The 23,553-nt window shown below is 37.4% G+C and carries 21 protein-coding genes; 8 read left to right on the plus strand and 13 right to left on the minus strand.

Going from position 1 to position 23,553, the window contains the following annotated elements:
* The first annotated feature begins 86 nt into the window (after nucleotides 1-86).
* From ABC371_RS05705 to ABC371_RS05730, 6 genes are all read left to right on the plus strand, one after another.
* Nucleotides 87-242 (plus strand): CxxH/CxxC protein, encoded by a 156-nt coding sequence (locus ABC371_RS05705; protein WP_010677398.1) that lies wholly within the window; start codon nucleotides 87-89, stop codon nucleotides 240-242.
* Nucleotides 243-335: 93 nt separating this feature from the next.
* Nucleotides 336-815, plus strand: a complete 480-nt coding sequence (gene rlmH / locus ABC371_RS05710; RefSeq protein WP_412895900.1) for a 23S rRNA (pseudouridine(1915)-N(3))-methyltransferase RlmH — start codon at nucleotides 336-338, stop codon at nucleotides 813-815.
* Nucleotides 816-1,131: 316 nt separating this feature from the next.
* On the plus strand, nucleotides 1,132-1,884 hold the full coding sequence (locus ABC371_RS05715) for a YheC/YheD family protein (RefSeq protein ID WP_412899285.1): 753 nt from the start codon (nucleotides 1,132-1,134) through the stop codon (nucleotides 1,882-1,884).
* 33 nt (nucleotides 1,885-1,917) lie between these two features.
* The gene (locus ABC371_RS05720; RefSeq protein ID WP_412895901.1) at nucleotides 1,918-2,676 is read left to right on the plus strand and encodes a YheC/YheD family protein; all 759 of its coding nucleotides are present in this window, start codon (nucleotides 1,918-1,920) and stop codon (nucleotides 2,674-2,676) included.
* 183 nt (nucleotides 2,677-2,859) lie between these two features.
* Nucleotides 2,860-4,056: a YheC/YheD family endospore coat-associated protein gene (locus tag ABC371_RS05725; RefSeq protein ID WP_412895902.1), complete on the plus strand. Its 1,197-nt coding sequence runs from the start codon at nucleotides 2,860-2,862 to the stop codon at nucleotides 4,054-4,056.
* A gap of 37 nt (nucleotides 4,057-4,093) precedes the next feature.
* Nucleotides 4,094-5,269 (plus strand): KamA family radical SAM protein, encoded by a 1,176-nt coding sequence (locus tag ABC371_RS05730; protein ID WP_412895903.1) that lies wholly within the window; start codon nucleotides 4,094-4,096, stop codon nucleotides 5,267-5,269.
* A 378-nt stretch (nucleotides 5,270-5,647) separates the two neighbouring features.
* On the opposite strand, the gene ABC371_RS05735 is transcribed toward ABC371_RS05730, so the two are convergent.
* The 6 genes from ABC371_RS05735 to ABC371_RS05760 form a co-directional block, all read right to left on the minus strand.
* Nucleotides 5,648-6,769: an ABC transporter permease gene (locus ABC371_RS05735; protein WP_412895904.1), complete on the minus strand. Its 1,122-nt coding sequence runs from the start codon at nucleotides 6,767-6,769 to the stop codon at nucleotides 5,648-5,650.
* Nucleotide 6,770: 1 nt separating this feature from the next.
* Entirely contained in the window at nucleotides 6,771-7,700 is a 930-nt protein-coding gene (locus tag ABC371_RS05740) for an ABC transporter ATP-binding protein (RefSeq protein WP_412895905.1), read from the minus strand.
* A 317-nt stretch (nucleotides 7,701-8,017) separates the two neighbouring features.
* Nucleotides 8,018-9,244 carry an NAD(P)/FAD-dependent oxidoreductase gene (locus ABC371_RS05745; RefSeq protein WP_412895906.1) on the minus strand — a complete coding sequence of 409 codons (1,227 nt, stop codon included), beginning with the start codon at nucleotides 9,242-9,244 and terminating at the stop codon, nucleotides 8,018-8,020.
* A gap of 189 nt (nucleotides 9,245-9,433) precedes the next feature.
* Entirely contained in the window at nucleotides 9,434-9,886 is a 453-nt protein-coding gene (locus ABC371_RS05750; RefSeq protein WP_412895907.1) for a staygreen family protein, read from the minus strand.
* A 159-nt stretch (nucleotides 9,887-10,045) separates the two neighbouring features.
* Nucleotides 10,046-10,786 carry an ABC transporter ATP-binding protein gene (locus tag ABC371_RS05755; protein WP_412895908.1) on the minus strand — a complete coding sequence of 247 codons (741 nt, stop codon included), beginning with the start codon at nucleotides 10,784-10,786 and terminating at the stop codon, nucleotides 10,046-10,048.
* Nucleotides 10,787-10,788: 2 nt separating this feature from the next.
* The gene (locus ABC371_RS05760; RefSeq protein WP_412899286.1) at nucleotides 10,789-11,856 is read right to left on the minus strand and encodes an ABC transporter permease; all 1,068 of its coding nucleotides are present in this window, start codon (nucleotides 11,854-11,856) and stop codon (nucleotides 10,789-10,791) included.
* A gap of 260 nt (nucleotides 11,857-12,116) precedes the next feature.
* Here ABC371_RS05760 and ABC371_RS05765 point away from each other — a divergent pair, with 260 nt between their 5' ends.
* The gene (locus tag ABC371_RS05765) at nucleotides 12,117-13,019 is read left to right on the plus strand and encodes a MerR family transcriptional regulator (protein WP_412895909.1); all 903 of its coding nucleotides are present in this window, start codon (nucleotides 12,117-12,119) and stop codon (nucleotides 13,017-13,019) included.
* 95 nt (nucleotides 13,020-13,114) lie between these two features.
* Here ABC371_RS05765 and ABC371_RS05770 read toward each other — a convergent pair whose 3' ends face one another.
* From ABC371_RS05770 to ABC371_RS05790, 5 genes are all read right to left on the minus strand, one after another.
* Nucleotides 13,115-14,500 carry an MBL fold metallo-hydrolase gene (locus tag ABC371_RS05770; protein ID WP_412895910.1) on the minus strand — a complete coding sequence of 462 codons (1,386 nt, stop codon included), beginning with the start codon at nucleotides 14,498-14,500 and terminating at the stop codon, nucleotides 13,115-13,117.
* A 79-nt stretch (nucleotides 14,501-14,579) separates the two neighbouring features.
* Nucleotides 14,580-15,914, minus strand: a complete 1,335-nt coding sequence (locus ABC371_RS05775; protein ID WP_412895911.1) for an ABC transporter substrate-binding protein — start codon at nucleotides 15,912-15,914, stop codon at nucleotides 14,580-14,582.
* 112 nt (nucleotides 15,915-16,026) lie between these two features.
* The gene (locus tag ABC371_RS05780) at nucleotides 16,027-16,854 is read right to left on the minus strand and encodes a carbohydrate ABC transporter permease (protein WP_412895912.1); all 828 of its coding nucleotides are present in this window, start codon (nucleotides 16,852-16,854) and stop codon (nucleotides 16,027-16,029) included.
* A gap of 18 nt (nucleotides 16,855-16,872) precedes the next feature.
* The gene (locus tag ABC371_RS05785) at nucleotides 16,873-17,763 is read right to left on the minus strand and encodes a carbohydrate ABC transporter permease (RefSeq protein ID WP_412895913.1); all 891 of its coding nucleotides are present in this window, start codon (nucleotides 17,761-17,763) and stop codon (nucleotides 16,873-16,875) included.
* On the minus strand, nucleotides 17,738-18,868 hold the full coding sequence (locus ABC371_RS05790) for an ABC transporter ATP-binding protein (protein ID WP_412895914.1): 1,131 nt from the start codon (nucleotides 18,866-18,868) through the stop codon (nucleotides 17,738-17,740). Before ABC371_RS05790 ends, ABC371_RS05785 begins: the two co-directional genes overlap by 26 nt.
* Nucleotides 18,869-19,173: 305 nt before the next feature.
* Here ABC371_RS05790 and ABC371_RS05795 point away from each other — a divergent pair, with 305 nt between their 5' ends.
* Nucleotides 19,174-20,022 (plus strand): MBL fold metallo-hydrolase, encoded by an 849-nt coding sequence (locus ABC371_RS05795; protein ID WP_412895915.1) that lies wholly within the window; start codon nucleotides 19,174-19,176, stop codon nucleotides 20,020-20,022.
* A gap of 64 nt (nucleotides 20,023-20,086) precedes the next feature.
* On the opposite strand, the gene ABC371_RS05800 is transcribed toward ABC371_RS05795, so the two are convergent.
* The gene (locus tag ABC371_RS05800) at nucleotides 20,087-21,268 is read right to left on the minus strand and encodes a NupC/NupG family nucleoside CNT transporter (RefSeq protein ID WP_412895916.1); all 1,182 of its coding nucleotides are present in this window, start codon (nucleotides 21,266-21,268) and stop codon (nucleotides 20,087-20,089) included.
* 334 nt (nucleotides 21,269-21,602) lie between these two features.
* Complete coding sequence (locus ABC371_RS05805) at nucleotides 21,603-23,378, minus strand: PhoX family protein (protein WP_412895917.1); 1,776 nt, start codon at nucleotides 23,376-23,378, stop codon at nucleotides 21,603-21,605.
* Nucleotides 23,379-23,553 lie beyond the last annotated feature (175 nt).

A 23,553-nucleotide genomic window follows, 5' to 3' on the forward strand; every position in this document is an offset into this window, starting at 1 on the left:
AACATGTGGATAATGAAAAATAAATAGAAAAAAGTTATACCCATAATTCCCAAGGGGTTGTGGGTAAGATAGATGGAGGAAGTAAAATGATTAAATGTTGTGAAGAACATATCGAATTAGCGTTGGATATCGTGGTGGACGAGCATGAGGTGGCACCAATTATGACAAAAATTGAGGATGAAAACTTATCAACAACGTGCGAATTTTGTCAAAATAAGGCGGTATATGTTGTGGGGAACTAATATTCCCATACAAGATGTGGATAGAAAATGTGGATATGTGGATAACTCCTGTGGATAGTTTGTTTGTAAAATGTGAGTGGAGTGGGGATAACTGTGAACATCACAATTGTGACGATTGGAAAGTTAAAAGAAAAATATTTGATCCAGGGGATCAATGAATACTTAAAACGCCTAACAGCCTATGCGAAAGTGGAGATTGTAGAGCTTGCTGATGAAAAGGCACCGGAAAATTTAAGCGAGACTGAAATGGAGCAGGTGAAACAAAAAGAGGGTGAACGAATTCTAGCAAAGCTATCGGATGACACCCATGTAATTGCATTAGCGATTGAAGGCAAGATGAAATCGTCCGAGCAACTAGCAGCGGATATTGATAACCTAGCAACCTACGGAAAAAGCAAAATCGCCTTTGTCATCGGGGGATCCCTAGGATTAAGCAAGGAAGTCATGAAGCGGGCAAATGATACATTGTCTTTTTCAAAGATGACCTTTCCTCATCAGTTGATGAGGTTGATATTAGTAGAGCAGGTGTATCGGGCTTTTAGGATTAATAGGAATGAACCGTACCATAAATAGGTGCGGTTTTTATTGTACTCAAAAAGGTTTACACCACAGTGAACCTTATCAAAAATAACGGGGAAGCTACGATTACAACCTCCGATTTTTTATGAAATTGAAGATAAGAAATTTTTAAAAAGAGACAAAAAACAATAAAGATACCCATAAATTGGCTGATTACCTATTACATTTTTGAAGAAAGCAAATACAATAAAGCAGGTAAAATATAAATTGTCTATTTAAGGAGTTAATAGAATTATCCTCTAGGTCCAAGCTGTTTTGCTTAGAGTTGGACGGGAAGGACAAACAATACAAGGAGGTTAAAATATTGCAGGTGCATAAAATTATTAGAAGCAAGATGAAAAAAACGATACCTTTGTTGCAGGATCCAATCCTCTCTCGTCATGTTCCGGAAACCCATTGGTTTTCTACGGAGAGTCTTAAGACAATGGTGCAATCCTATCCTCAAGTTTACATCAAACCAAATATAGGTAGAAAAGGTTCGGGGATTAGCCGGGTCAAGCGAATCAGCAAATCTGAATATGAGCTATCCTATGAAGCTATTACTAAGCGAGTCTCTTTCCCTGAACTTGTAAAGGATTTAACGGGTAGATTTAGTACTGGGAAGTCTTATCTTGTCCAGCAAGGAATAGACTTAGCTACTTTTAACGAAGGCCCTTTTCATATTCGTGTGGTTATGCAAAAGGTAAAGAATTGCTGGCGGCCTTCTCTCATGTCTGGCGTTGTGGCGAAGCAGAAAGATGCTGTAGTCACTAATATAGCAAGGGGAAATTTTGATTTGTCCTTGGAAGAAGTCTTGCAAAAAAACGATCAAAAATTGAATCCAATCAGTATACTTCGAGAATTGACCGATCTATCCCATCAAATCGTACATGTTTTGGGTTCAAGCTTTCCATTACTAGTGATTGGTTTAGATATGGGAATTGATAAGCAAGGAAAGGTATGGTTTATCGAGGCGAACACCAATCCAGACTCAAAGGGTCTCGAAAAAGTAAATGATAAAGTATCGTATCAAAAATATCTTGATGCTAAAAAGTGGATTCGTGAGAACGAAGAACGTGTGTGATATATGGAAAATTTGATATAGGTAGGTGATTTTATGCCGATTGGAAGGCATCAAGTAAAAAGTAAGTCAACGGTCGCTTATGTTCTTCAGTGTCATTCGGAAACCAACATTTATCTTCCTGCTACAGAGATCCTTTCTGAAAGAACATTATCGGATATGATCCGAAAATATAAAAAGTTATATCTAAAGCCTGATCGAGGCAGAAAATCTAGGGGGGTTCTAAGAGTCGAACGAGTAGGCTCAAGTTCCTATCTTCTTCGTAGAAGTAATGAAGTGAAACAACAAGAATTTAATCGTTTCACCTCATTATGGTCAGAAGTACAGAAGTTAACTTCGGATAGACGTTACATCGTTCAACAGGGAATAAATAGTACAACAAAGGATTCTCGATATTTTGACCTGAGGTGTCATGCCCTTCGTGTAGATGGGAAGTGGATGGTCGGTGGGATTTGTGCCAGGGTAGGTGAACCTGGAAATATTGTCACAACTTCTCACATTGGAGGAACCCCAGCATCATTGGAGACATTATTTACCCAACTACTTGATTATAATGAAGAGGAGCAGACACAGGTGATAGAAAGACTTCATGATTGTATTCTAAAAGCTGTAAAAGTAGTGAGTCCCATCTATCCTAGAAACTGGGAGTTTGCAGTTGATATTGGGCTGGACAAGGAGAAGCAGGTCTGGATTTATGAAGTAAACAATGAACCCCTCATTCGAGGTAATTTCGGGCTCCTTCCTGACAAGACTCTATATAACAGAATTAAATCTCTGCGGGAAATAGCTAAGTAAAGAAACTCGTCTAGAATTCGGATTCTGAATTATACAAAAGTGGGTGAGTCACTCTATTTAGAGGTAGTGGCTATTAATTTAGGCTATTCAAAAACAAATTATCTATGAATGGGTGAATGTCGCTTCTTTGTGAATCTTACAGCTACTATACCTATATAGAATATCAGGGAGATGACGGAACTTATGGTGCCTTTAAAACGTCCCCTTGTGGGTACTTTTATTAATAATTCAGTGATTAAAAAATTGAACAAACAGAATTATGAATTCACCAGCTACAAAAGACTTCAAGAATTGGCTAAAGCAAGTGTTGAGGCAGGTGTTACCCTATTTTTCTTCTCAATTAATGACTTTGATTTTAAGAAGAATGTAATTTTGGGTACTAGTTTTGATATAAATTCAAACCAATGGAAGCAAGATTATTTCCCTTTACCTGACGTTCTCTACAATCGACGTACAGGTGGTAAATCAAGCAAATTTATCACAAAACGTATCGAAGATGTTCTTGATAAACATCAAGTAATAAAGTTCAATTCTCAATCCTACTTCAATAAATGGGAGATTTATCGAGATCTGAGTCAAATAAAAAGGGTTAGGAAATACCTCCCATATTCAGTTTTATATCAAGAGGAAAGAGACTTGCGAGAGTTATTACAAAAGTATAATGAAGTTTATTTAAAAGGAGTGCGTGGTGGACGGGGGAGATGGATTTTCCGAATCCAGAAGAAGCCAAATGGAAAATTCGAGTATAGTTACCATTTGGATAAAAGGTTTACAGGTCAAGCAGAATCTTGGAAAGATTTAGTTCGAGAAATTTACAAGTTTTTTGGTGAAAGGGAATTTATCATCCAGAAAGGGATCAATCTAATTAAAATCAATGACAGAAAAGTTGATTTTCGTGCAGAATTACAGAGAGATGGAGAAGGAAAGATTAATATTATTGGAGTTTGTGCAAGAATTGGAGAAATGCAATCTCCTATTACCATTCATTCATCAGCATACCCTATAGAAATATTTTTTAAAAAATTCCTGAATTATTCTGATATTAAATTAAAGAAATTGATGGAAAGGGTTTATCAATTTCTTTTTACCATTTATGAATCCTTGGAAAAGGTGTATGGGACATTTGGAGAAATAGGAATCGATTTTGGTATTGATCAAGAAGGAGAGATATGGTTTATTGAGCCGAATTCTAAATCAGCAAAAGTCTCCCTTATGAAAGCCTACGATCAAGAGACGTTTCATCAGGCTTTCCTTAATCCACTATTATTCTCCAAATATTTATATATGCAAAAAAGAACTTCTTCCGATAAAGGGTGGGGGGGAATGTGGGGGCCGCTCTCGAGGCAATCCGGTCGTGGTTGGACTAGAGATGAAAGATAAGATGAGGGTTTAATTTTATCTAGGAGGTTTTTTTAACATGCAAAATCCAAAATATATAACAAATATAAATAAAATACAAGAATTGAGTGAGGAGGAAAAAAGAGTACTCGAAACCGTTACCAATAAGTTTGTTTTTCGAATAAATGAATATTATCTAAATCTTATTGACTGGTCTGATCCAGAAGACCCACTTCGCAAGTTGGTGATTCCTTCCTCTGAGGAATTATTGGAATACGGCAGATGGGACGCATCTGATGAGGATACAAACTATGCTGTAAAAGGCTGCCAACATAAATACTCTACTACTGCTCTACTCTTGGTTTCTGAAGTTTGTGGGGCCTACTGCAGATATTGTTTTCGTAAGCGGTTGTTTCGTTCAGATGTAAAAGAGGCTATGTCCGATGTAACCGATGGAATTAAATACATCAGAAAAACACCTGAAATTAATAATGTACTTCTTACAGGAGGAGATCCTCTAATACTAGGCACCCCAAAATTGCGATGGATTCTTGAGGAATTACGTAATATTGACCATGTGCAAATTATCAGGATTGGCTCCAAAATACCTGTTTTTAATCCTATGCGGATTTACGAAGACGAAGAACTACTGGCTTTATTGAAAGAGCACTCAACTGTGAATAAAAAAATATATGTTATGGCCCATATCAATCATCCACGAGAAATGACATCTCAGGCTCTTAGAGCAATTGAAGCACTACAAGAAGCAGGAGTAACCGTTGTTAATCAGACCCCAGTACTGAAGGGAATAAACGACGATCCGACTGTTTTAGGCGAATTGTTAGATAAACTATCATGGGCAGGAGTTACTCCTTATTATTTTTTTGTGAATCGGCCTGTAGCAGGAAACGCTTCGTTTGTTCTGCCATTGGAACAAGTATACCGTATCGTTGAGGAAGGGAAGGCTAAAACCTCCGGCCTCGGTAAACGGGTCAAATTAGTTATGAGTCATACTTCTGGGAAAATTGAAATTCTTGCAATCGAGAATGGAAAGGCCTACCTTAAATATCACCAATCACGTGATGGGAATTATGGAAATTTCATGATTCTAGACTGTCCACCTACAGCATCTTGGTTTGACGATTTACCAAATAATGAGCGATATTGGAAAAAACCAACAAAAAAGACGGATGATGTAATTTCTGTAAATGAGATGCCTCCTTTACCTCAGAAAAAACGCCCTTCTACTAATTAAACCTATGTATCTATTATCTCCATTCCATCTAACAAGTCAGCAGGGAGAATATTGATCATAGCCCAACTTCATTTAGAAACAATATGGCGACCGAATCTACAACTAGAAGTAGTTTTTGAAAAATTTGTATTTGGCTTGAGTGATATTTTTTTATTTTCCTGTTGCAGTTATTTATGTTAAATTATGGGTCAGACCTCGTTGCTTTAAATGAAGGGGGACTGATTACGCCTTTTAAAGAAATTTTGCACCTTAGAAGGCCCAGCGGATAGAAATCAGTTGGGCCTTTGGAAATTAGGAGCAAGATTTTTTTGTTAAATTTCAATAACCCATGAAGAATGAATAAATTGGGGGCAATAATACCGTCCTTTGTTTATCGCATTACCTGGTTGATACAATTGATTTTCTTTTATATAACAAGGAACCCATGATAAAGGCAATTCCACCCCAAAGGAGCATGTTTCCAAAACCAAACCAAAGGGGGGCTGAAAGAATAGAAGTATTATAGACCATGCTGTCTCTCAAACCTTCTGCAAAATAGGTGAGTGGAAGAATGTTTGATACAGGCTGCAGCCATTCGGGCATTGTTTCAACTGGAAAGAAAATACCGCTTAAAAACATCATGAGAAAGCTGATAATGTTTGCTACTCCCATGTAGGCCTCATTTGTATTGCTAAAAGAAGAAATAAAATAGCCAATTGCATTGAAGGAAAGGGCCCCCATTAAGAATACGAGTAGTAAACTAGGGAAATTAATAAAAAGATTAGCCCCAAATAGGAATACGCCAATTAAGGTTAAGAGAATGATTTGAACGATGCTAAATAACAGACGCATCACCATATCACTAAGGCCAAAGATACCCATTTTTGCCGGGGTCATCCGCAGCCTTTTAATTAACCCCTTTCTTCGCATATCCACTAACTCAACCATTCCGAATAAGCCACCTTGGGCAATTGATAAAGCAATCATTCCAGTTAAGAGAAAATCAGTATACTTTAATTCCGGACTGCCTGAGGAAATGGTTTCAAATTGCTGCTCATAGGTTGGGGTTGCACCAACTGCTTGCAAGTTTGCCTGCTGAATGAATTTATCCAGGATACCTGATACGACTTGGGTTGAAACACTTTGTTCATTTTCTTTGTTTACGATCAGTTTAATCGATGTTGCCTGTGCTGATTCTGGCAAGATGATAGCAGCATTGACTTCCTTCTCTTTTACTAAAACTTTTGCTTTCTCTTCACTAACAGAATTATTTTCACTTGTTTCAATAATAGGAATTTGTTGTAATTGACTGGACATCATAGTAGACATTTCATTTGAAGATTCATTAACAATAACAACTTTGGTGCTGAAATCATCATTTGAGCCACCGCCAAAGATCGTCATAAAGATAACCATTAGAATAATTGGAAAAAAGATTCCCCAAAACCAGGCTTGTTTTTCACGGAATGTTAATTTTAATTGAGCAAGGAACATTTGTTTAAATTGCTTGAAATTATTCATCTTAATCCCTCCACTCCTTACCCGTATAAGCAATAAAGACATCCTCAAGACTCATTTCGTGAATCGAAACTTGTTCGACTTGATATTCCTTGTCTTTTGTAAACTTAAATAGGTCAAATAGTAAATCCTCGGGTTTAATTGTCCACAGTTTAAGCGCGGCATCTTCACGTTCCGTCCGTGTCACAGAATCAAGAGCTTTTGCAAAAACCTCTGCATCAAGAGCGGCTTTCTCGCCATCAAGGAAGGATAGTCTAACCTCTCTTTCATTTGTTAATTTTTCGATTAATCCGGTGGGAGAGTCCAAGGTTACGACCAACCCCTGGTCAACGATGCACACCCTGTCGCTAAGTTTTTCCGCTTCTTCCATGTAATGAGTGGTGAGAATAATCGTTTTCCCTAATTTCTTAAGCTCAAGAATAATCTCCCAAACATTACGTCGTGCCTGGGGATCGAGTCCGGTTGTTGGTTCATCCAAAAATACGATTTCAGGATCACTAATCATGGCAAGCCCGATTGCAAGTCGTTGCCGTTGACCACCAGATAATTTTTTGACTTGATTCTTACGGTGCTCGGTCAGATTAACCAATTTCAGAATTTCCTCTGTTGACCGTGCCTTATCATAAAATGTAGCAAATAGATTCAAATTTTCTTCAGGCGTCAATAAATCAAACATAGCACTAGATTGAGGCTGTACACCAATTTTCTTTTTTATGGTTATTGCGTGCTTGTTCCAGTTCAATTCACCAAATTGTATTTCTCCATGATCCGGTGTAACCAAGCCTTCAATCATCTCAAGCATTGTTGTTTTTCCTGCCCCATTTGGTCCGATAATGGTAAAAATTTCTCCCTCTTTTACAGAAAAGCTAATATCTTTAACGGCTTGAATGGAACCAAAGGATTTTTTTAAATTCCGAACCTCTAAAATATTCACAATTGCATCACCTTTCTTGAAAGCCAGCGATTTTTGCAAAACTCTCAATTCCCAAAAATAATACCAAGTTATTTTTATGTTGTGGAATCTTAAAAGATTCATAAATTTTGAGGAAACTCAGGGCTAGATTGGCAAATGGCGGACTGCCTTCAATTTAGATTAAATGGTAACTTTCGAGTAAATCGTTCTAGTTGCTATTTGGAAATAACAATTTTTATAAGGATTGTATACTTTTGAAAAACTGCAGCTTAAACAGATGGGCATTCTTGATGGAGTAATTTGTATAAAACAAAAAAATGGGGAAGGGACCCCATTTTTCATCCCTTGTTTAGCAAAGGGCGTTCCTGTAAGTATAAAGCGAGATCTGGACTGTTTCCTTCGACAATCTCCTCTACAATCAACTTTGAAAGCAATTGGCTGTAAACCGTCCCATTATCACCAAAGGCAAATAGAAAATAGCTATTAGGATATTCTTCATATTTACCAATAATCGGAATGCCGTCTAAAATACCTCCATAAAATGCAGTCAAGTAATATTCGGGCTGTACTCTAATATTGGGAAACATTTTATTAAATTCTTCAATTAGTTTATTCTTTTTGTGAATCAATTTACTGTCGCGATCTTCAGGATACGTGGTAGTATCATCAAGTCCGCCTATGATAATTCTGTTATCTTTAGTTGTACGCAAATATAAATAGGGACGAGCTGTTTCCCAGATAAGTGTCCGATTGTACCATTCAGAGAGATCTTCAACTGGATTGGTGGTAACCGTATATGTACTTACAAATGAAGCTTTTTTCTCCTTTTTGATTTCCATACCTTCATAGCCTGCAGCAAAAATAACATAGCTTGCTTGGATAGACCATCCATTCTTTGTAGAAACAATCATCTTTCCTTGTTCCTTATCAAAATGGTGACCGTTCATTTCTGTATGTTCATATACACGGATTCCTTTTTCTGTGGAGTAGTCTAACAATGCATGGGTGAAACGGAAAGGGTTGATTTCTGCATCATTGTACGAATAAATAGCGGCATCCCTGCTAAAAGGATATCTTGCTTCAATATGGTCCTTTGTTAAAAAGGTAAGTTCACAATTATTTTGCTTTAAAAATTCATATTCTTTTTTTAGGCTTTCCACGTCTTCTGCACAGCTAGCAGAATATAGGGTGTCTCTTCTACTAAATTCACAATCAATTGAGACGTTATTGGATGCTGCTTCAATTTCATTAATGGCTTCTTTTAGTAAGTCTAAATGCCTCTTTATGTAATTTTCTCCAAAGGTATTGATCAGATCTGTAAACATTTTTTCACCGGAGTATTGAATGAGGGCTGTATTAGTACTAGTACTGCCGCTCCCAATTTTTGCTTTTTCAATCACAACCACATCTAAATTAGTATCAGCAAGATAATATGCACACTGTGCCCCTGAACTCCCACCTCCAATAATTAATACATCACAAGATAAGTCTTCTTCCAATGCTGGATATGATGGAGCATTAGGAAAAGTAATGGGCCAATAATATGTTCCAGATTGTAGATTCACAAACATCACCTCAAGTTATAAAAAGTATAAAGTTAATATACCCAAGGTGTTTTTTTACATGCCAAAAATTACGCGGGGATCTGTTATGGTGAACCGTATCATTGTTGCAATTAAAGAAAAGACAGCAACACCTAAGTGAGTGCGTCTTTAAAGTGCTTTATTAACATAACAATATGGGAGTAGTTAAATTTAACTGCGAAATTTTTGGAAGGTACCCCAATTTTCCTGTCTTGCAAACTGTGGAAACGTGGACATAAAGTGAATAATGATAGGAACTTGGTCTAATTGAGGGAAGGTGTTGAAAAAAAGCCGATCGCCATACCGAATAGCAGTCAATGCAAGGGGTAATTCACGTCTAAATATTTCATTTCGTTTTGCTGCTATATTCTGGTTAAATTGTCCTTGATCAATATATAAATAAACACAATAATAAAACGAACCTCCATTTGGTTTCCATTCAGCTAATACCTCATCTCTCATTGAATTGACTTTATTCCAGGCATAATCAAATCCAATTGTTAAAAATAGATCTCCAGTTAAATCAGAGTGGGTGAGTGTATAACGTCTTGGTATAAGAGGTTCCGTAGCGGTAACACCATCCATATATTCAACAGATAATTTTTCAGGGTAAAAAGTGCTCAAGTAATCAACTCCCATCTTTTTTATAGATATATGTTTATATCCAAAAAAAGATTTACGTTTTTTGTCGTAATAAACAAAGGTAGCTCTGGCATAGGTTAGAGCTACCTTTTAGTTCGAAGACATATCACATGTTTCAATTTGGCTTTACGTATATTTATGTCAACCCTCTGAATGGAGTATATGATCGGTTCTCTCCTCAAATGAGAACTGTGGCCTTTTAACATGTTTCTCTATTGCTGTTGAAAGGACACCATCTGTCATTTTATAAAATTTGTCACAATAACTTACAAGCCGAATATCGTGGGTTACCACAATGGTCGTTGTATTTTTCTGCTTCGTTACCTCTTTTAATAGACCCATAACTTCATAGGCACGGTCTGAGTCGAGGGAGGCTGTCGGCTCATCAGCCAAAATAATCGAAGGATTGCTATACAGAGCTTTCGCAATGGCTACGCGCTGGCGTTCCCCTCCGGATAAGTCGGATGGATACTTCATAAGTAAGTCAGCAATACCTAGGTCTTCGTATAGTTGATTTCGCTCATGTTTCGTCATATTTCCTTTTTTCACTTTGTCCAATAGTTTCAATTGATGGGCAACGGTAAGGAATGGAACTAAGTTGGACGCTTGTAACACAAATCCGATTTCCTTGAGTCGAATTTGTGAGCGTGCTTTTTCATTCAAAGCGGTTAGGTTTTGCCCATTGATGATGACCTCACCTGAAGTAGGTGATAATAACCCTCCAACAATAGTGAGAAAGGTACTTTTTCCAGACCCAGATGGTCCAATGATGGCAATTAACTCACCTCGGTTGGCATGAAAATCAGTTTCCTTTAGGGCTTCTACCATCTTATGACCACTACCAAAACTTTTCTTTACTTGATGTAACTCTAATATTGCCATGTTTATCCTCCTATCGCTTTCAGTGGATCAATTCGAACAATCGTCAAGACTGAGAAAACGGCACCGGCAGTTGCGACGGCCATTAGGATTAGCCCATAAAATACCATTAAGGCTAGATCAAATGAAACAGGAACTGCTGCGGGTAAAAAAGCCCCAGAAAGGAGTGTTAAGACAAATCCGAGCATGGTCCCGATAAACGCTAAAATAAACGTTTGTGCGACAACAGACAACGATAAATAGGAACTAGAAATACCTTGAGCCTTCATAACCCCGAACATACTGATTTTCTGCACGGTTAACACATACAAGAAAATGGCTACGATGATTGACGAAATACCGAAGAGAAAGTAAATCATGAAATTTAAGGTGAGTTTCTGTTCCGTATAACCAGGTAAATTTTCGATGAAAGATTGAATTTCGATCGTCTCTAACTCAACATTTTGTGTGAGGTTTGAAATAGACTCATCCTGTACAACAATTCCGTTGATTTGATCCTTATTCTGATCAGCTACTTCGCCAAATTTAATCTGATGGAAGGTTTCAAGATTGGTATATAAAACAGGCGCAGCATTGAATCGTGCTTGATCTGTAAATCCAACAATTGTTAACTGTTGGTCACTGGAAGATAGGGATAATTGATCACCTAAATTGAATCCCAGTTCTTTAAGATAATCGTCCGCAATTACTTCATTGGTCCTTTCAAATGGCCTTCCTTCCGTCACATTCGGCATTAGAAATTCTTCTTTTTTAATACCAAAGAGGGAGATATTTTGCTTGCTATCCCCGTTGTTGGCAATCGCGTTTAGCTGACCGATTACAGCCGTTTTTTCCGCTTTAATGTCTTTAAGTTGATTGGTGGACATGAATGATTGGTAAAGGCTTTTATCTGATTCCTCAGTTAGGATAATCGCAGTTGCATTCCATTTATCAACAGCTTCCCTATTCAGACTAGCGAGACCCGTTGCAAGTCCAGAGAGAAAAAAAACAAGATAAGAAACAAGCATTAAAATTCCTGTAATTAAGGTGAAGCGAAGTTTATTTTTTTTAATCTCCTGCCATGCTAAGAACACCATTTCACTCCCTTTGTAATGTAAAAATTAGATTTATATTTTACTTCATTATTAACTAAGACAACCTTATTTGTCAAATGTTTGTATAATTATTTTTTGTAAACAATATACATATGTATCAGTGTTTGATAGTTAAGAAGCTAATCCTTTGACTTAAATCTTTGTATAATGTTATTTAGACAACGTTGTACAAGATAGAGGGATTGGTTATACTTAACATAACTACAGGATTTGGACAAGGCATTAAGGGGATGAACGTAATGAGTCAATCAGATGAAAAAGGGTTATTTACCATTCAACAAGTTGCAGATATGACCGGATTATCCAAACAAGTCATTAGAAAGTGGGAAGAACGTTATGGGATTATCCAACCGAAGCGTTTAGAGAATGGTTATAGAATATATAGTCAACATGATGTCAAAATGCTTTTAAAAATCAAGCTACTTTCGGAACAAGGTCACTCGCTTAAACAAGCTGCTCTTCTTGTAAAGGAGTTTACTGAAGATCCTGAAGTTCCCATACAAGTGGGAAAATCCCCTAATTATGAACAGTGGAACGAATATGTCCTCCAGTTACTAGAAAAGGGTAGTCACTGTGATGAAATCGAATTAACGTATATTTTAAAACAAGCATACCATCATGTAGGGTTAGAGCGCTTTTTAACGAATATCGTGGTTCCTTTTTTAAAAGAGGTAGGGAATAAGTGGGAGAACCATGAGTGGGATGAATATCAGGAATCTGTTTCGAGTCTAGTTGTAAGAGATTTCTTAGTACAAATTCGACGAAATTATCAATATCGGGATGATGCACCATTCGTTCTCGGGGCATGCCTTCCATATGAACATCATGAAGTGCCACTGCACCTGACCTTATTGCAGTTCATGATGAAAGGGTGGAAAACCCAATTAATCGGGGCATCTCCTGCTCCGGGGGCAATTGAATCATTGGTAAGCAAATTAAAGCCGGATGTGGTTTTGTTGTCTGCTACAACCACTATACCATTTGAAACAGATTCTCAACTGCTAGAGAGTATGGAGCAATTTGCTGAAAAACAAAAGGACATAGCCTTCTACCTTGGCGGACAAGGGGCAGTCACCTATCTTGCTACCTATAAACCACGGGCTATTATTGTGACGAATTCCATTGAAGACATTTTAAAATAAAACCATGAAACTTATAAATACCTGTTGTGAAAAAGTTTCTCACAATAAATATATTCTAAAATAGAACATTGAAGCCGCTCAATGGCGGCTTCGTGTTATTGCTCCGTTATATTTCCTTCTCTTAAAAGATAAGTTTTTCCATATTGCGGTAATAGCTGCACTCCGTCTTTCGGCTTTAATCTTTCTGGATAAAAGCTGTGAAGCGGGATAAGTGTTGCTGGATTTAACTCATCTACAATATATTTTAAATGCTGGGGAATCGCGTGTCCGCCAGTCCCAATCAATACTCGTTCAAGTCCAATAAGCTGCAATACCCGTTCTAGGTTTTGAAAGGCAGGATCAAAAGAACCTAATGGAACTCCGTTTGAGTGAAGATAAACGCCATCCTCGACATTTAAATCAAAAAGCTCCAAAGAACGTTCATAGGAATTTTGGACAAAATACAGCTTGGGATTTTGGTTGATTTGTTTATACGAAACCGTGGAAATCCCATCAAGTAACTGAGCGATCCATTTTGGGGCAGAGGCTTGTCTCATTTCTTCGGATTCAAACACGAGGAAATTTTTTGCGCCTAAATGATTTAAGGCGATTAGAGCAGTTTCTGCTTCTAACACAACCTTACGACCTGATTCCATTCCCGCCTGTAAAATTCCGCGTATTCGGTCAATATTTCGGTGGTAGATATTAAAAATACCGATACCTTTTGTTTCGTTTAATACCTCTGCTAATTTGACAGGAATCATGATTTCCATGACTAAATCTTCGGGAAGTTCCTTGTTAGGAACAAGCGCTTCTTCAGATAATTCTTCTTCACTGGATAAAGTGGTTCCTTCCATAATCACAGCATCAAATCCAATTTCCTTTGCTTTCTGAATAAACGATTGAATTCGTTCTGGATGTGCACCATGCATTCTCAAATCTCCGGTATAAAGGATAGCTCCATCAGGTGTTTGAATATGAAAGGCACAAGCGCCTAAAATATCATGGTCAACTTGAATCGGTGTAATTGAAATTTCACCGACTGTAAAAGGCTGATTGTATTTACATGATTGATAACCGCGATTTCCTTGAACACCCTCACCAATTACGTCCAATGTTTGATATAAACTCAAGGAGTCTTCGGTCATGTAGACAGGTACAGAAGGGTCAATCATTCCCATTGCTCCCATATGGTCTAAATGTAAATGTGAAATAAGAATAGCCGTATTGCCAGGATAGGAATCAGCTGAAATAAGTGTTGAATGATCGGCAAGATCTTCTTTGCTGTATACTCCATCAATACTTGGAATGAGTCCCAGTCTTAAATAATCTCTAACAACCGAGTTTTTCCTTAACTTGATTTGTCCATCAAATATATGATTTTGAGGACTATATACAAGCCCAAAGTCAAAGATGATTCGAGAATCGCCATATTGTAAAGAGATGATGGTTCCTCCAATTGTTCTAAGACCGCCATGAAAAGTAAGTGTCGTAGGATTCATGCTTTTTCCACCTTCATATAATAAAATTGAAGGAACCTGTTTTCCCAGGCTCCTTCGCGTTAAACTACTAGATTATCTATTATTGACCAAGCTCTCTTTTGGCAGCATTTTCTGCATTTTTTAAGCCTTCTTCAACAGAGATTTCACCAAGTAATACTCGGTCAAGCTCTTTTGCAACTGCATTTTTTAATGCATATGCTCCTTTAATACGAGGATCATAGAAGCCAGCATCAAATTGTTGTTCACCTACGCCATATTCCGGTTTTTCTGCAGTGTATGCTTTCCATTCTTCGCTTTCTAAAGCAGAATAACGAATAGGCAGGTAACCAGATTGCATTGCCCAGTAAGTTGTGTTTTCAGTGTTAATTAGGAATTTAATATATTCCCAAGCCGCAAATTTTTCTTCATCGGTAGCAGATGCGAATACAGATACGTTTGTTCCTGCAAATGGAGTCGCTGCTTTTTTACCTTCAGGCAATACGGTTGCTGCCCAATTAATTCCGTTTTCTTCAGCAGGGGCAGCTACATAAGGAATACCAGCAGACGATCCAATATATAGCGCTACATCCCCACGTGCAAATGGTTCAGACATATATCCATCTTCACCAGCTGTACGAGCAATACCATCTTCAATCATTCCGTAAACAAATTCTAATGCTTCTTTACCTTCAGGGGAATTCATCTTAAATTGCTTTGATGCCTCATCGAAATAAACACCACCAGCTTGGTGTACCCATTGGTTAAACTCAAGAGTTACAGAGTTTTCTAACCCAAGTCCAATCACTTTTTTTCCGTCTTTTTCGCCTGTTACTTTTTCAGCTACTGTATAAAGCTCGTCCCAAGTTGTTGGAGGTTCGACTCCAGCTTCCTCTAAATAATCCACATTGTAAAACATAATACGAGTACTTTTGTTAAAAGGCATTCCGTAATATTTGCCATCCCAAACATTCATTTCACGGAAAACTTCGACGATATCATTCAATTCATCATCACTGAAACCAACTTCAGGATGGGTTACATAAGGAGTTAAATCTGCTACCAAGTCATTTTCTAGATACTCTGTAATCCAGTCTTCATAGGCTTGAGTTAAAACAGGAAGATTTTTCGCTTTCGCTGCCGCCATATTTTTGGTAGACAGGTCACCATAGCTACCTTGATTTACTAGCTTAACAGTAATCTTATCTTGAGATTCATTAAAATCATTGGTGATTTTTTCTAATGCTTCTTCGTGTCCACCACTCATAGCATGCCAGAATTCAATTTCAACTGGTTCACTTAATGAAGTGACAAGACCGTCTGTTTCATTCTTATTTTCAGCTTCCTTGCCATCTGTGTTCGTTTTTTCTCCACCGTTACATGCCATTAATGCAACCGTTAAAATTGAAAAAAGCAATGTTAGTAATATTTTTTTCAAAGTCGTTTCCTCCTAGAAATCAACGTAATATTTTTTATGGATATGAATTTTTATAAAGCACATGATAGATGACTAGATTTGTGAGTATCACCTCCTAAAAGGATGAGAGTTGTTAGCCTTTAATACCAGCTTTCGCAACACCTTCAATAATGTACTTCTGCAGAATGATATAAAGGATAATCATAGGTAGAATGATCATGGTTGATGCAGCCATTAATAACTCATAAATCGTACCTGCTTCTGTACTGAAGGAGGTAAGTCCAACAGGAAGAGTTCGCATTTCTTTTGATTGAGTGACAATTAAAGGCCATAGGAATGCATTCCAGCTTCCAATTGCTTTTAATAATACAATGGTAATGAGAGCGGGTTTCGCTAACGGTACCATTATCGTCCACAGAAATCGAAAATCACGACAGCCATCAATTTTTGCTGCATAAGACAATTCTTTCGGTATTCCCAAAAAGAATTGGCGCAATAAAAAGATGGAGAAGATACTTGCAAGCCATGGGACTATTAATGCCTCGTATTGATCAATCCAACCGAGATTCGATAGGGTAACATAGTTGGGAATTAACAAAACTTCACCTGGAACCATCATTGTCCCTAGTAATATGGCAAATATCACATCACGTCCATAAAAATTCACTCGTGAAAATGCATAGGCTGCAAGGATCGTCGTTAGTAATTCCCCAATTGTTGAAAGTACCGTTACAACAACACTATTGATGGTATATCGAACAAAAGGAGCCATTTCAAAGGCCTCTGCATAGTTTTCCCATTTAAAATCCTCTGGAATCCAAATAGGAGGCATTGCTGTTACTTCACCGGAAGACTTTAAGGATGTACTTAGCATCCAAATAAATGGTAATAACATTAATAAGCTTCCAAGAATCAATATAAGATAGATAAAACCTTTAGAAAGTGCTGCTTTTCTCTGCATTTTTCTTTCCCCCTCAAATCAGTAAGTCACCCTGCGTTTTCCAATGTATAGTTGGATAAGGGTAAAGATGAAGATGATGATAAATAAAACATAGGCGGCTGCAGAGGCAATACCAAACTCCCACTCGTTATAAAACTTTTCATAAATATAGTAAACTAGCGTTTGGGCACTATAAGCTGGACCGGGTTTACCATCAAACAAAGCAAAGATTTCATCGAACACTTTAAAGTTATTGATAATAGCCACAATCGAAACAAAGAATGTTGTCGGTGATAAGAGTGGCACAGTGATGTGTAAAAAACGTTTAAAAGGTTTGGCACCATCAATTTGAGCTGCTAAATAATACTGCTTGTCTATATTCTGCAAGCCTGCTAAGAAGATAATAATGTTATAGCCTAATCCTTTCCAAATACTCATGATGATCAGGGCTGGCATTGCCCATTGCGGATCGGTTAACCATTTAATCGGTTCGATACCGAAGAAACTAAGAAAATAGTTCATTAACCCGTATTCTGTATGGTAGATCCAGCGCCAAACGATAGAGACGGCTACCACAGAGGTTACAAACGGAATAAAGTAGATAGACCGAAATAAGCCCTTTAATTTAATATTTGAGTTTAGTAGAATGGCAATTCCAAGTGAAATTAAGATGGAAAGAGGAACTACACCAAGGACGAAAATAAAGGTGTTTTTAATGGCTGTCCAAAATTCCTCATCCTGAAAAATATAGATAAAATTAGCAAACCCGTATTCTTTTACAATGTCATTAAAATAGTCATAGTCTGTATAAAAGCTCATTAAAAAGGATTTAATAATCGGATAAAAATTGAATACAATTAATATAATAAGTGCAGGTGCTAAGTATAAGAGAGCTTTTAATGTACTAGATAATGTTGGTTTTTGATTCAACCACAAGCCCTCCTTGTACCTTATCTACGTTCAAATTGAGTTCAGATTGAGTATCAAATAAATGGAATCGGTTATTTCGAACGGATAGATCCACATGGTCACCAGGCCGAACCTCAAACTCGGGACTAACTAATGCGCGGATTGCGTGTTCACCTATAGTTGCACTTAATAATGTATCCCGCCCAATTCGCTCCACCATTTCCACTTTTGCTTTTAGAGAAAAAGTGGCGTTTTGGGAAGCAATTATCCAATCTTCGGCACGCACACCTAGAATCATTTTGCTTGATGTAGAAAGTTCCGTATTCAAAGGATGGTCAATTGTAAAAGACTCGTCCGATTGATCAACGGTAAAAACCGATTGTTCCTGATTAAATGAAACTGGAATTATATTAATAGGGGGGCTTCCCATAAATTTTGCAACAAAGGTATTGACCGGATGATCATACATTTCTTGTGGTGGACTATATTGCTGATATTTTCCATCCTTCATTAATAAAATTCGATCGGAGATGCTCATGGCTTCCTCCTGGTCATGGGTAACGAATATCGTTGTGATACCGACCTCCTGCTGAATCCGACGAATTTCTTCACGCATTTCTAAGCGTAAGCGTGCGTCCAGATTTGAAAGGGGCTCATCTAAAAGTAATAATGATGGCTTTTTAACAAGAGCACGTGCTATTGCAACACGCTGTTGCTGTCCACCAGAAAGTTGTTTTGGTTTACGGTCGAGAAGATGATCGATTTGAACAAGCTTTGCCATTTCAATGGCTCTTTCTTCTGCTTCCTTTTTTGGTACTTTTGTCATTTTTAAAGGGAACATAATATTTTTAAGCACTGTCATATGCGGATAGAGCGCATAATTTTGAAAAACCATGCCAATCCCACGGTTTTCCGGTTCAACGTTATTTACTAATGTATCACCGAAATATAGCTCACCTGAAGTTGGCTTATATAAGCCTGCTAGCATAAATAATGTTGTACTTTTACCGCAGCCACTTGGCCCAAGAAGACAAACGAGTTCACCTTCATTAATCGTGACATTTAAATGATCAACCGCGGTCACATCATCAAATTTCATGGATATATCTTTTAACTCTAGTTTCAAGGTGCAACCTCCCCAATAAAATGTACTACCAAAGTCAACATTTCCATTCTATAGGTAATCTGTTAACCTACTGTAAATATTTTGTAAAAATAATGTTTGTTCTCTTAATATTGCAGAAAAACTGATCATGTAAGTACTACAGATAAATAATTCGAACCGGTAGTAACAAGTTTGCAAAAATAACCTTTAAAAAATCACACAAGAGCCGTACTATAAGTAAATGCAGATTTTTTGCTTTTGGAGAAATGGAGTAATTAACCGCAATTTGAAGAAAGATAATGATAAAAGAAAGGAGCCACTCCGTTATGCACTCAATTAACAAGATAGGAAAGAGTTTTTGGTATATCACTCCAATCTCGGAGACTGACCGACCTATTTTAGGAATGGTAGTTGGAAATAACAAGACATTAATGATAGATGCAGGTAACTCGGAAGATCACGCAAATTACTTTATGAAAGAAACGTTGAAAAATGAGGTAGGACATCCTGATATGGTTGTTCTTACTCATTGGCATTGGGATCACATCTTTGGCCTTTCAGCGTTACCGAACACAGTTTCAATTGCTTCTACAAAAACAAAAGAGGAAATGGAGAAGCTCATTCCGCTTTCATGGTCGGACGAGGCTATAGATGAACGAGTAAGAGAAGGAACAGAAATTGAATTTTGTGCAAAAGCCATTAAGAATGAATATACAGATCACCGAGATATAAAGATTGTCTTGCCGGATATAACCATAGAAAAACGAGTAGAAATTGACCTTGGTGGGGTAACCTGTGTGGTTCAACATGTTGGGGGAGATCACGCAGCCGACTCAGTCATTGTGTATATCAAAGAAGAAAAGATTCTATTTCTCGGTGATTGCATATATCCTGATATTTTCTCAGAGAAAGATAACTATACGATTAAGACAACCCTTGCGCTTTTAGACGAGTTAGAATTATTTGATGCAGATACATATATCCCATCGCACCAAAGGCCTATTTCAAAAGAGGAATATCATCAGGAAGTTGCCAAGCTTAGAGCCGTTGCGAAATATACAGAAATGTTCAGTGGTGATAAATCGAAAATAATAGAGGAATACGAAAAGTATGTAAAAAGGGAACTAACAGAAGATGAAATGGAAACCATTGATAACTTTGTTAATGGATATTAATCCATTCCTTATATAGGCAAGGTCAAAAAAGGAACCCACTATTTTAAGTAGTGGGTTCTGTGTTTTATAAAACTAAACTAACGATGATACCTGAAAGGATGCTTACAAGTGTGGCACCATATAAGAGCTTTAGTCCAAAACTTGCGACGACATTTCCTTGCTCTTCATTCAAACTTTTGACCGCTCCAGTAATAATCCCGATCGATGAGAAGTTGGCAAAGGAAACCAAGAATACGGAAAGAATCCCAAGTGTGCGGGTACTAAAGTCATGATTGCCTCCGGATAAATCCAACATCGCAACAAATTCATTCGTCACGAGTTTAGTCGCCATAATTCCTCCTGCACTAACCGCCTCTGAAAGTGGAATTCCCATAATGAGTGCAATTGGAGCAAAAAGATATCCCAAAATTTGCTGGAAGGAAATATGAAAGATGAGCTCAAACACGTGATTGATTCCCGCCATTAAAGCAATGAATCCAATCAACATGGCCCCGACGATAATGGCAACCTTAAAACCATCAAGGATGTACTCCCCGAGCATCTCAAAAAAAGATTGCCTTCTAAATTCTTGTATTTTTAACATATCTTCATTAGGCTGTACATCGTACGGATTAATAATAGAAGCTATGATAAAACCACCAAATAAATTTAATGCTAAAGCTGTGACGACATATTTTGGCTCAAGCATTGTCATATAAGCACCCACTATGGATATGGATACAGTCGACATTGCGGAAGCGCAAAGAGTATACAAACGCTGTTTCGAAAGAAGACCAAGTTGTTTTTTCAATGTAATGAAAACCTCGGATTGTCCCACCATTAATGAAGCAACTGCGTTATACGACTCAAGAATCCCCATCCCATTCACTTTACTTAATAGCCATCCAATTCCCTTCATAAGAAGCGGAAGAATTCTCAGATGCTGGAGAATTCCAATTAATACAGAAATAAATATGATGGGTAACAATACAGTTAAAAAGAAGGGAGCCTCTCCTTCGTTTGCCATGCCGCCAAATACAAAGGAAATACCTTCACTTGCATATTCAAGCAGTTTGTTAAATACATTTGAAATGGCCGTGATAAGGATAAGTCCAAATTCGGTATTTAAAAGGAATACCGATAAAATAATTTGTATGACAAGCATTGTGATAATAGGTTTAATTTTTACCTTTTTTCGATTGGAGCTTGCTAGCCAAGCTAAAAATAAGACAACAAGAATACCTAAAATTGAAATAACATATTGCATATGTAACCTCCTGATGATTTAAACATGATGTATATGCTTCCAGTATCGTTACCGCTCGCATAGCAACCTCTTTTTTATGATTGCTATGGATATTTTGCCCATGTTTTAGAAAAAGAACCTATACATCAATCTTAAATTGATGAAATAATAATAGACACGATTCTCGGCTACCACGATATCTGAAAAGATAGAATAACATTAAAAAGGGAATGTAGGCAATTGACGAATATTTCTTAAAAAGATGTTATTTGGAGTTTTTTTATTTATTGTTGTAATATCAAAATCCGCCCAAGCAATTGCAAGGGCGGATTTTCACTTCCATATGAGAAATTAATTATTTGTTTTTACCGGGTTTTACTTTTTCCCCAACATTAGGTAGATCGATATATCCGATATTTCCAGGGTTTTGGGAACCAATCATGAGGTAATTTTCCCCATTTAAATCGTTTATCGCTTGGAGTCCGGTTACCTCACCTCCATCTGGAGCGGAAAGAATTCGTGAAAGTTCTTTCGTGTCAATATTATAAGCCCAACCAAAGTTGTTCGTATGCATGCCACTATCCTCTGCAATAAAGAGAGTTCTTAATTCTTCATCGTATACAATATTGTCAGGATTCGCCATCTTATCAGGGTGTGCCTTATTTCCATCAGCATCCGGAGCGGAGAGATCTTCCCCATTCAACATTCCATGCATATCAGTAACAACATAATCACTATTTATCGTTTTTCCGTTACGATCCTTTTGGTCAGCTGCGATATTCATTTGATAGATTGTTCCGGCTCTTAATTTTGGCAAACGGACATCATCAACAGGGTCATTTGGATTCTCTAACATACCGCCTTCTATATAGGACATTGCCATATAAATCTTGTTATCAGCTTTATTGAATGTCAAAGTTTCCATTTTATTAAACTCAGATGTGGCACCAAGCATTGCCCCGTAACGGCGAGACTCTAAGAATGCTGCAGCTTTTTCCATACCTGGTTTAACTTTTAAGTATTCTTCACCAACCGTTGTTTTGATATGAGAAAATCCATTCGCCTCAGCGTAGGCAGGATCATTAGTCGCTTCAAAAATGTCACTGAAGGTTAAATTTTGGGCTAGGTATTTCACTTCCTTATCTGTTGCATGTCCTAATTTAATCCAATCAAATTCACCTGCACCACCATTTTCAGCACTGGTTTGATTAAACTTAGCGGCGTATAAGGTACCAGCCGATAAATCACCCGCTTTATCAGCAATATACATGAATGGCATCACATAACCACCGTCATCCCCGTAATAAACTGTACGATTATCTGGAGCAACGGCTACGTTTTCAAAGGATAAACGACCCATGCTGTAGTGTTTTACAGCTTCGGCTTTACCATTAGGGGATACAGTGATTTCGGTTGTGTGTCCATAAAGATATGGATTTCCTACTGCATTTGCATCTTGATAATAGTTACGTGCAAATTGTGTGACTTTGGAGTTTTCTGGACTTTCTTCATGTGCACGTGCATCCGGCTCGTATTCTTCACTTCCTAAATGGGTATTCCAAGGGGATAGAACGCCCGCACAAGGTGTCCATACGCCACCATCAGCAGAAAAATCAATTGGTTCAATATCCGTAATTTTCAATTCACCCGTTTTCTTATTTTGAACAACAGTATTTAAGTAAACAGCTTTTGGCATTTCACCAATTTCATTTTTGGGCATGCTTTCAAAATGGTTGATTAAATATAATTTTCCACTCTTTCCGTTTACACTTAGTAGGGAGTTCATATCTGGTGCAGTAGAAAAAATGGGACTACCATCTGCACGTGTGATAGGATTGCCATTAACATCCACGGCGCCACCAACAATTTTTCCATTAATAACTTCACCAGGTTGAGCTAAGGAATGATAGTCTAATTCGACCGTTTTTTGAGATCCATCTGATAGTGTAACGAGTGCTTTAGCATGTGTGTACATGGCTGACTTTTCCTCTTGTGTTTTAGGGGCGTCCATACCTATAAAATCAACCTTTGTAACCTCAAGTGGTTTGTTTGGTTGTGCAAATACGTTTGCTGCAGTCGGAAATAAAAGTGCTGCACTTAAAACTGGAATGACTAATTTTTTCTTATTCATAAACAATTTCCTCCTAAAATTTGATAAATGATTTGTACAACCTAATGATAGGCTTCAAATGTTAAGAGAATTCGCTTCAAATGTTAATAATATTTAAAATATTTTGGTTATTTAGTCCTGGTTCTATTTACACGCATTCCTGAATTGGAGAGTTGCATATAGTTAAAAAGGATTA

Origin of the sequence: Bacillus jepli (assembly GCF_047238305.1) — a bacterium.
Lineage (GTDB): Bacteria > Bacillota > Bacilli > Bacillales > Bacillaceae_L > Ferdinandcohnia.

What these genes read in the sequence shown, in the direction of transcription:
- ABC371_RS05705 (WP_010677398.1), top strand. Translation starts at nt 87, where the DNA reads ATGATTAAATGTTGTGAAGAACATATCGAATTAGCGTTGGATATCGTG.
- ABC371_RS05720 (WP_412895901.1), top strand. Translation starts at nt 1,918, where the DNA reads ATGCCGATTGGAAGGCATCAAGTAAAAAGTAAGTCAACGGTCGCTTAT.
- ABC371_RS05725 (WP_412895902.1), top strand. Translation starts at nt 2,860, where the DNA reads ATGGTGCCTTTAAAACGTCCCCTTGTGGGTACTTTTATTAATAATTCA.
- ABC371_RS05730 (WP_412895903.1), top strand. Translation starts at nt 4,094, where the DNA reads ATGCAAAATCCAAAATATATAACAAATATAAATAAAATACAAGAATTG.
- ABC371_RS05735 (WP_412895904.1), bottom strand. Translation starts at nt 6,769, where the DNA reads ATGAATAATTTCAAGCAATTTAAACAAATGTTCCTTGCTCAATTAAAA.
- ABC371_RS05755 (WP_412895908.1), bottom strand. Translation starts at nt 10,786, where the DNA reads ATGGCAATATTAGAGTTACATCAAGTAAAGAAAAGTTTTGGTAGTGGT.
- ABC371_RS05765 (WP_412895909.1), top strand. Translation starts at nt 12,117, where the DNA reads ATGAGTCAATCAGATGAAAAAGGGTTATTTACCATTCAACAAGTTGCA.
- ABC371_RS05770 (WP_412895910.1), bottom strand. Translation starts at nt 14,500, where the DNA reads ATGAATCCTACGACACTTACTTTTCATGGCGGTCTTAGAACAATTGGA.
- ABC371_RS05780 (WP_412895912.1), bottom strand. Translation starts at nt 16,854, where the DNA reads ATGCAGAGAAAAGCAGCACTTTCTAAAGGTTTTATCTATCTTATATTG.
- ABC371_RS05795 (WP_412895915.1), top strand. Translation starts at nt 19,174, where the DNA reads ATGCACTCAATTAACAAGATAGGAAAGAGTTTTTGGTATATCACTCCA.
- ABC371_RS05800 (WP_412895916.1), bottom strand. Translation starts at nt 21,268, where the DNA reads ATGCAATATGTTATTTCAATTTTAGGTATTCTTGTTGTCTTATTTTTA.
- ABC371_RS05805 (WP_412895917.1), bottom strand. Translation starts at nt 23,378, where the DNA reads ATGAATAAGAAAAAATTAGTCATTCCAGTTTTAAGTGCAGCACTTTTA.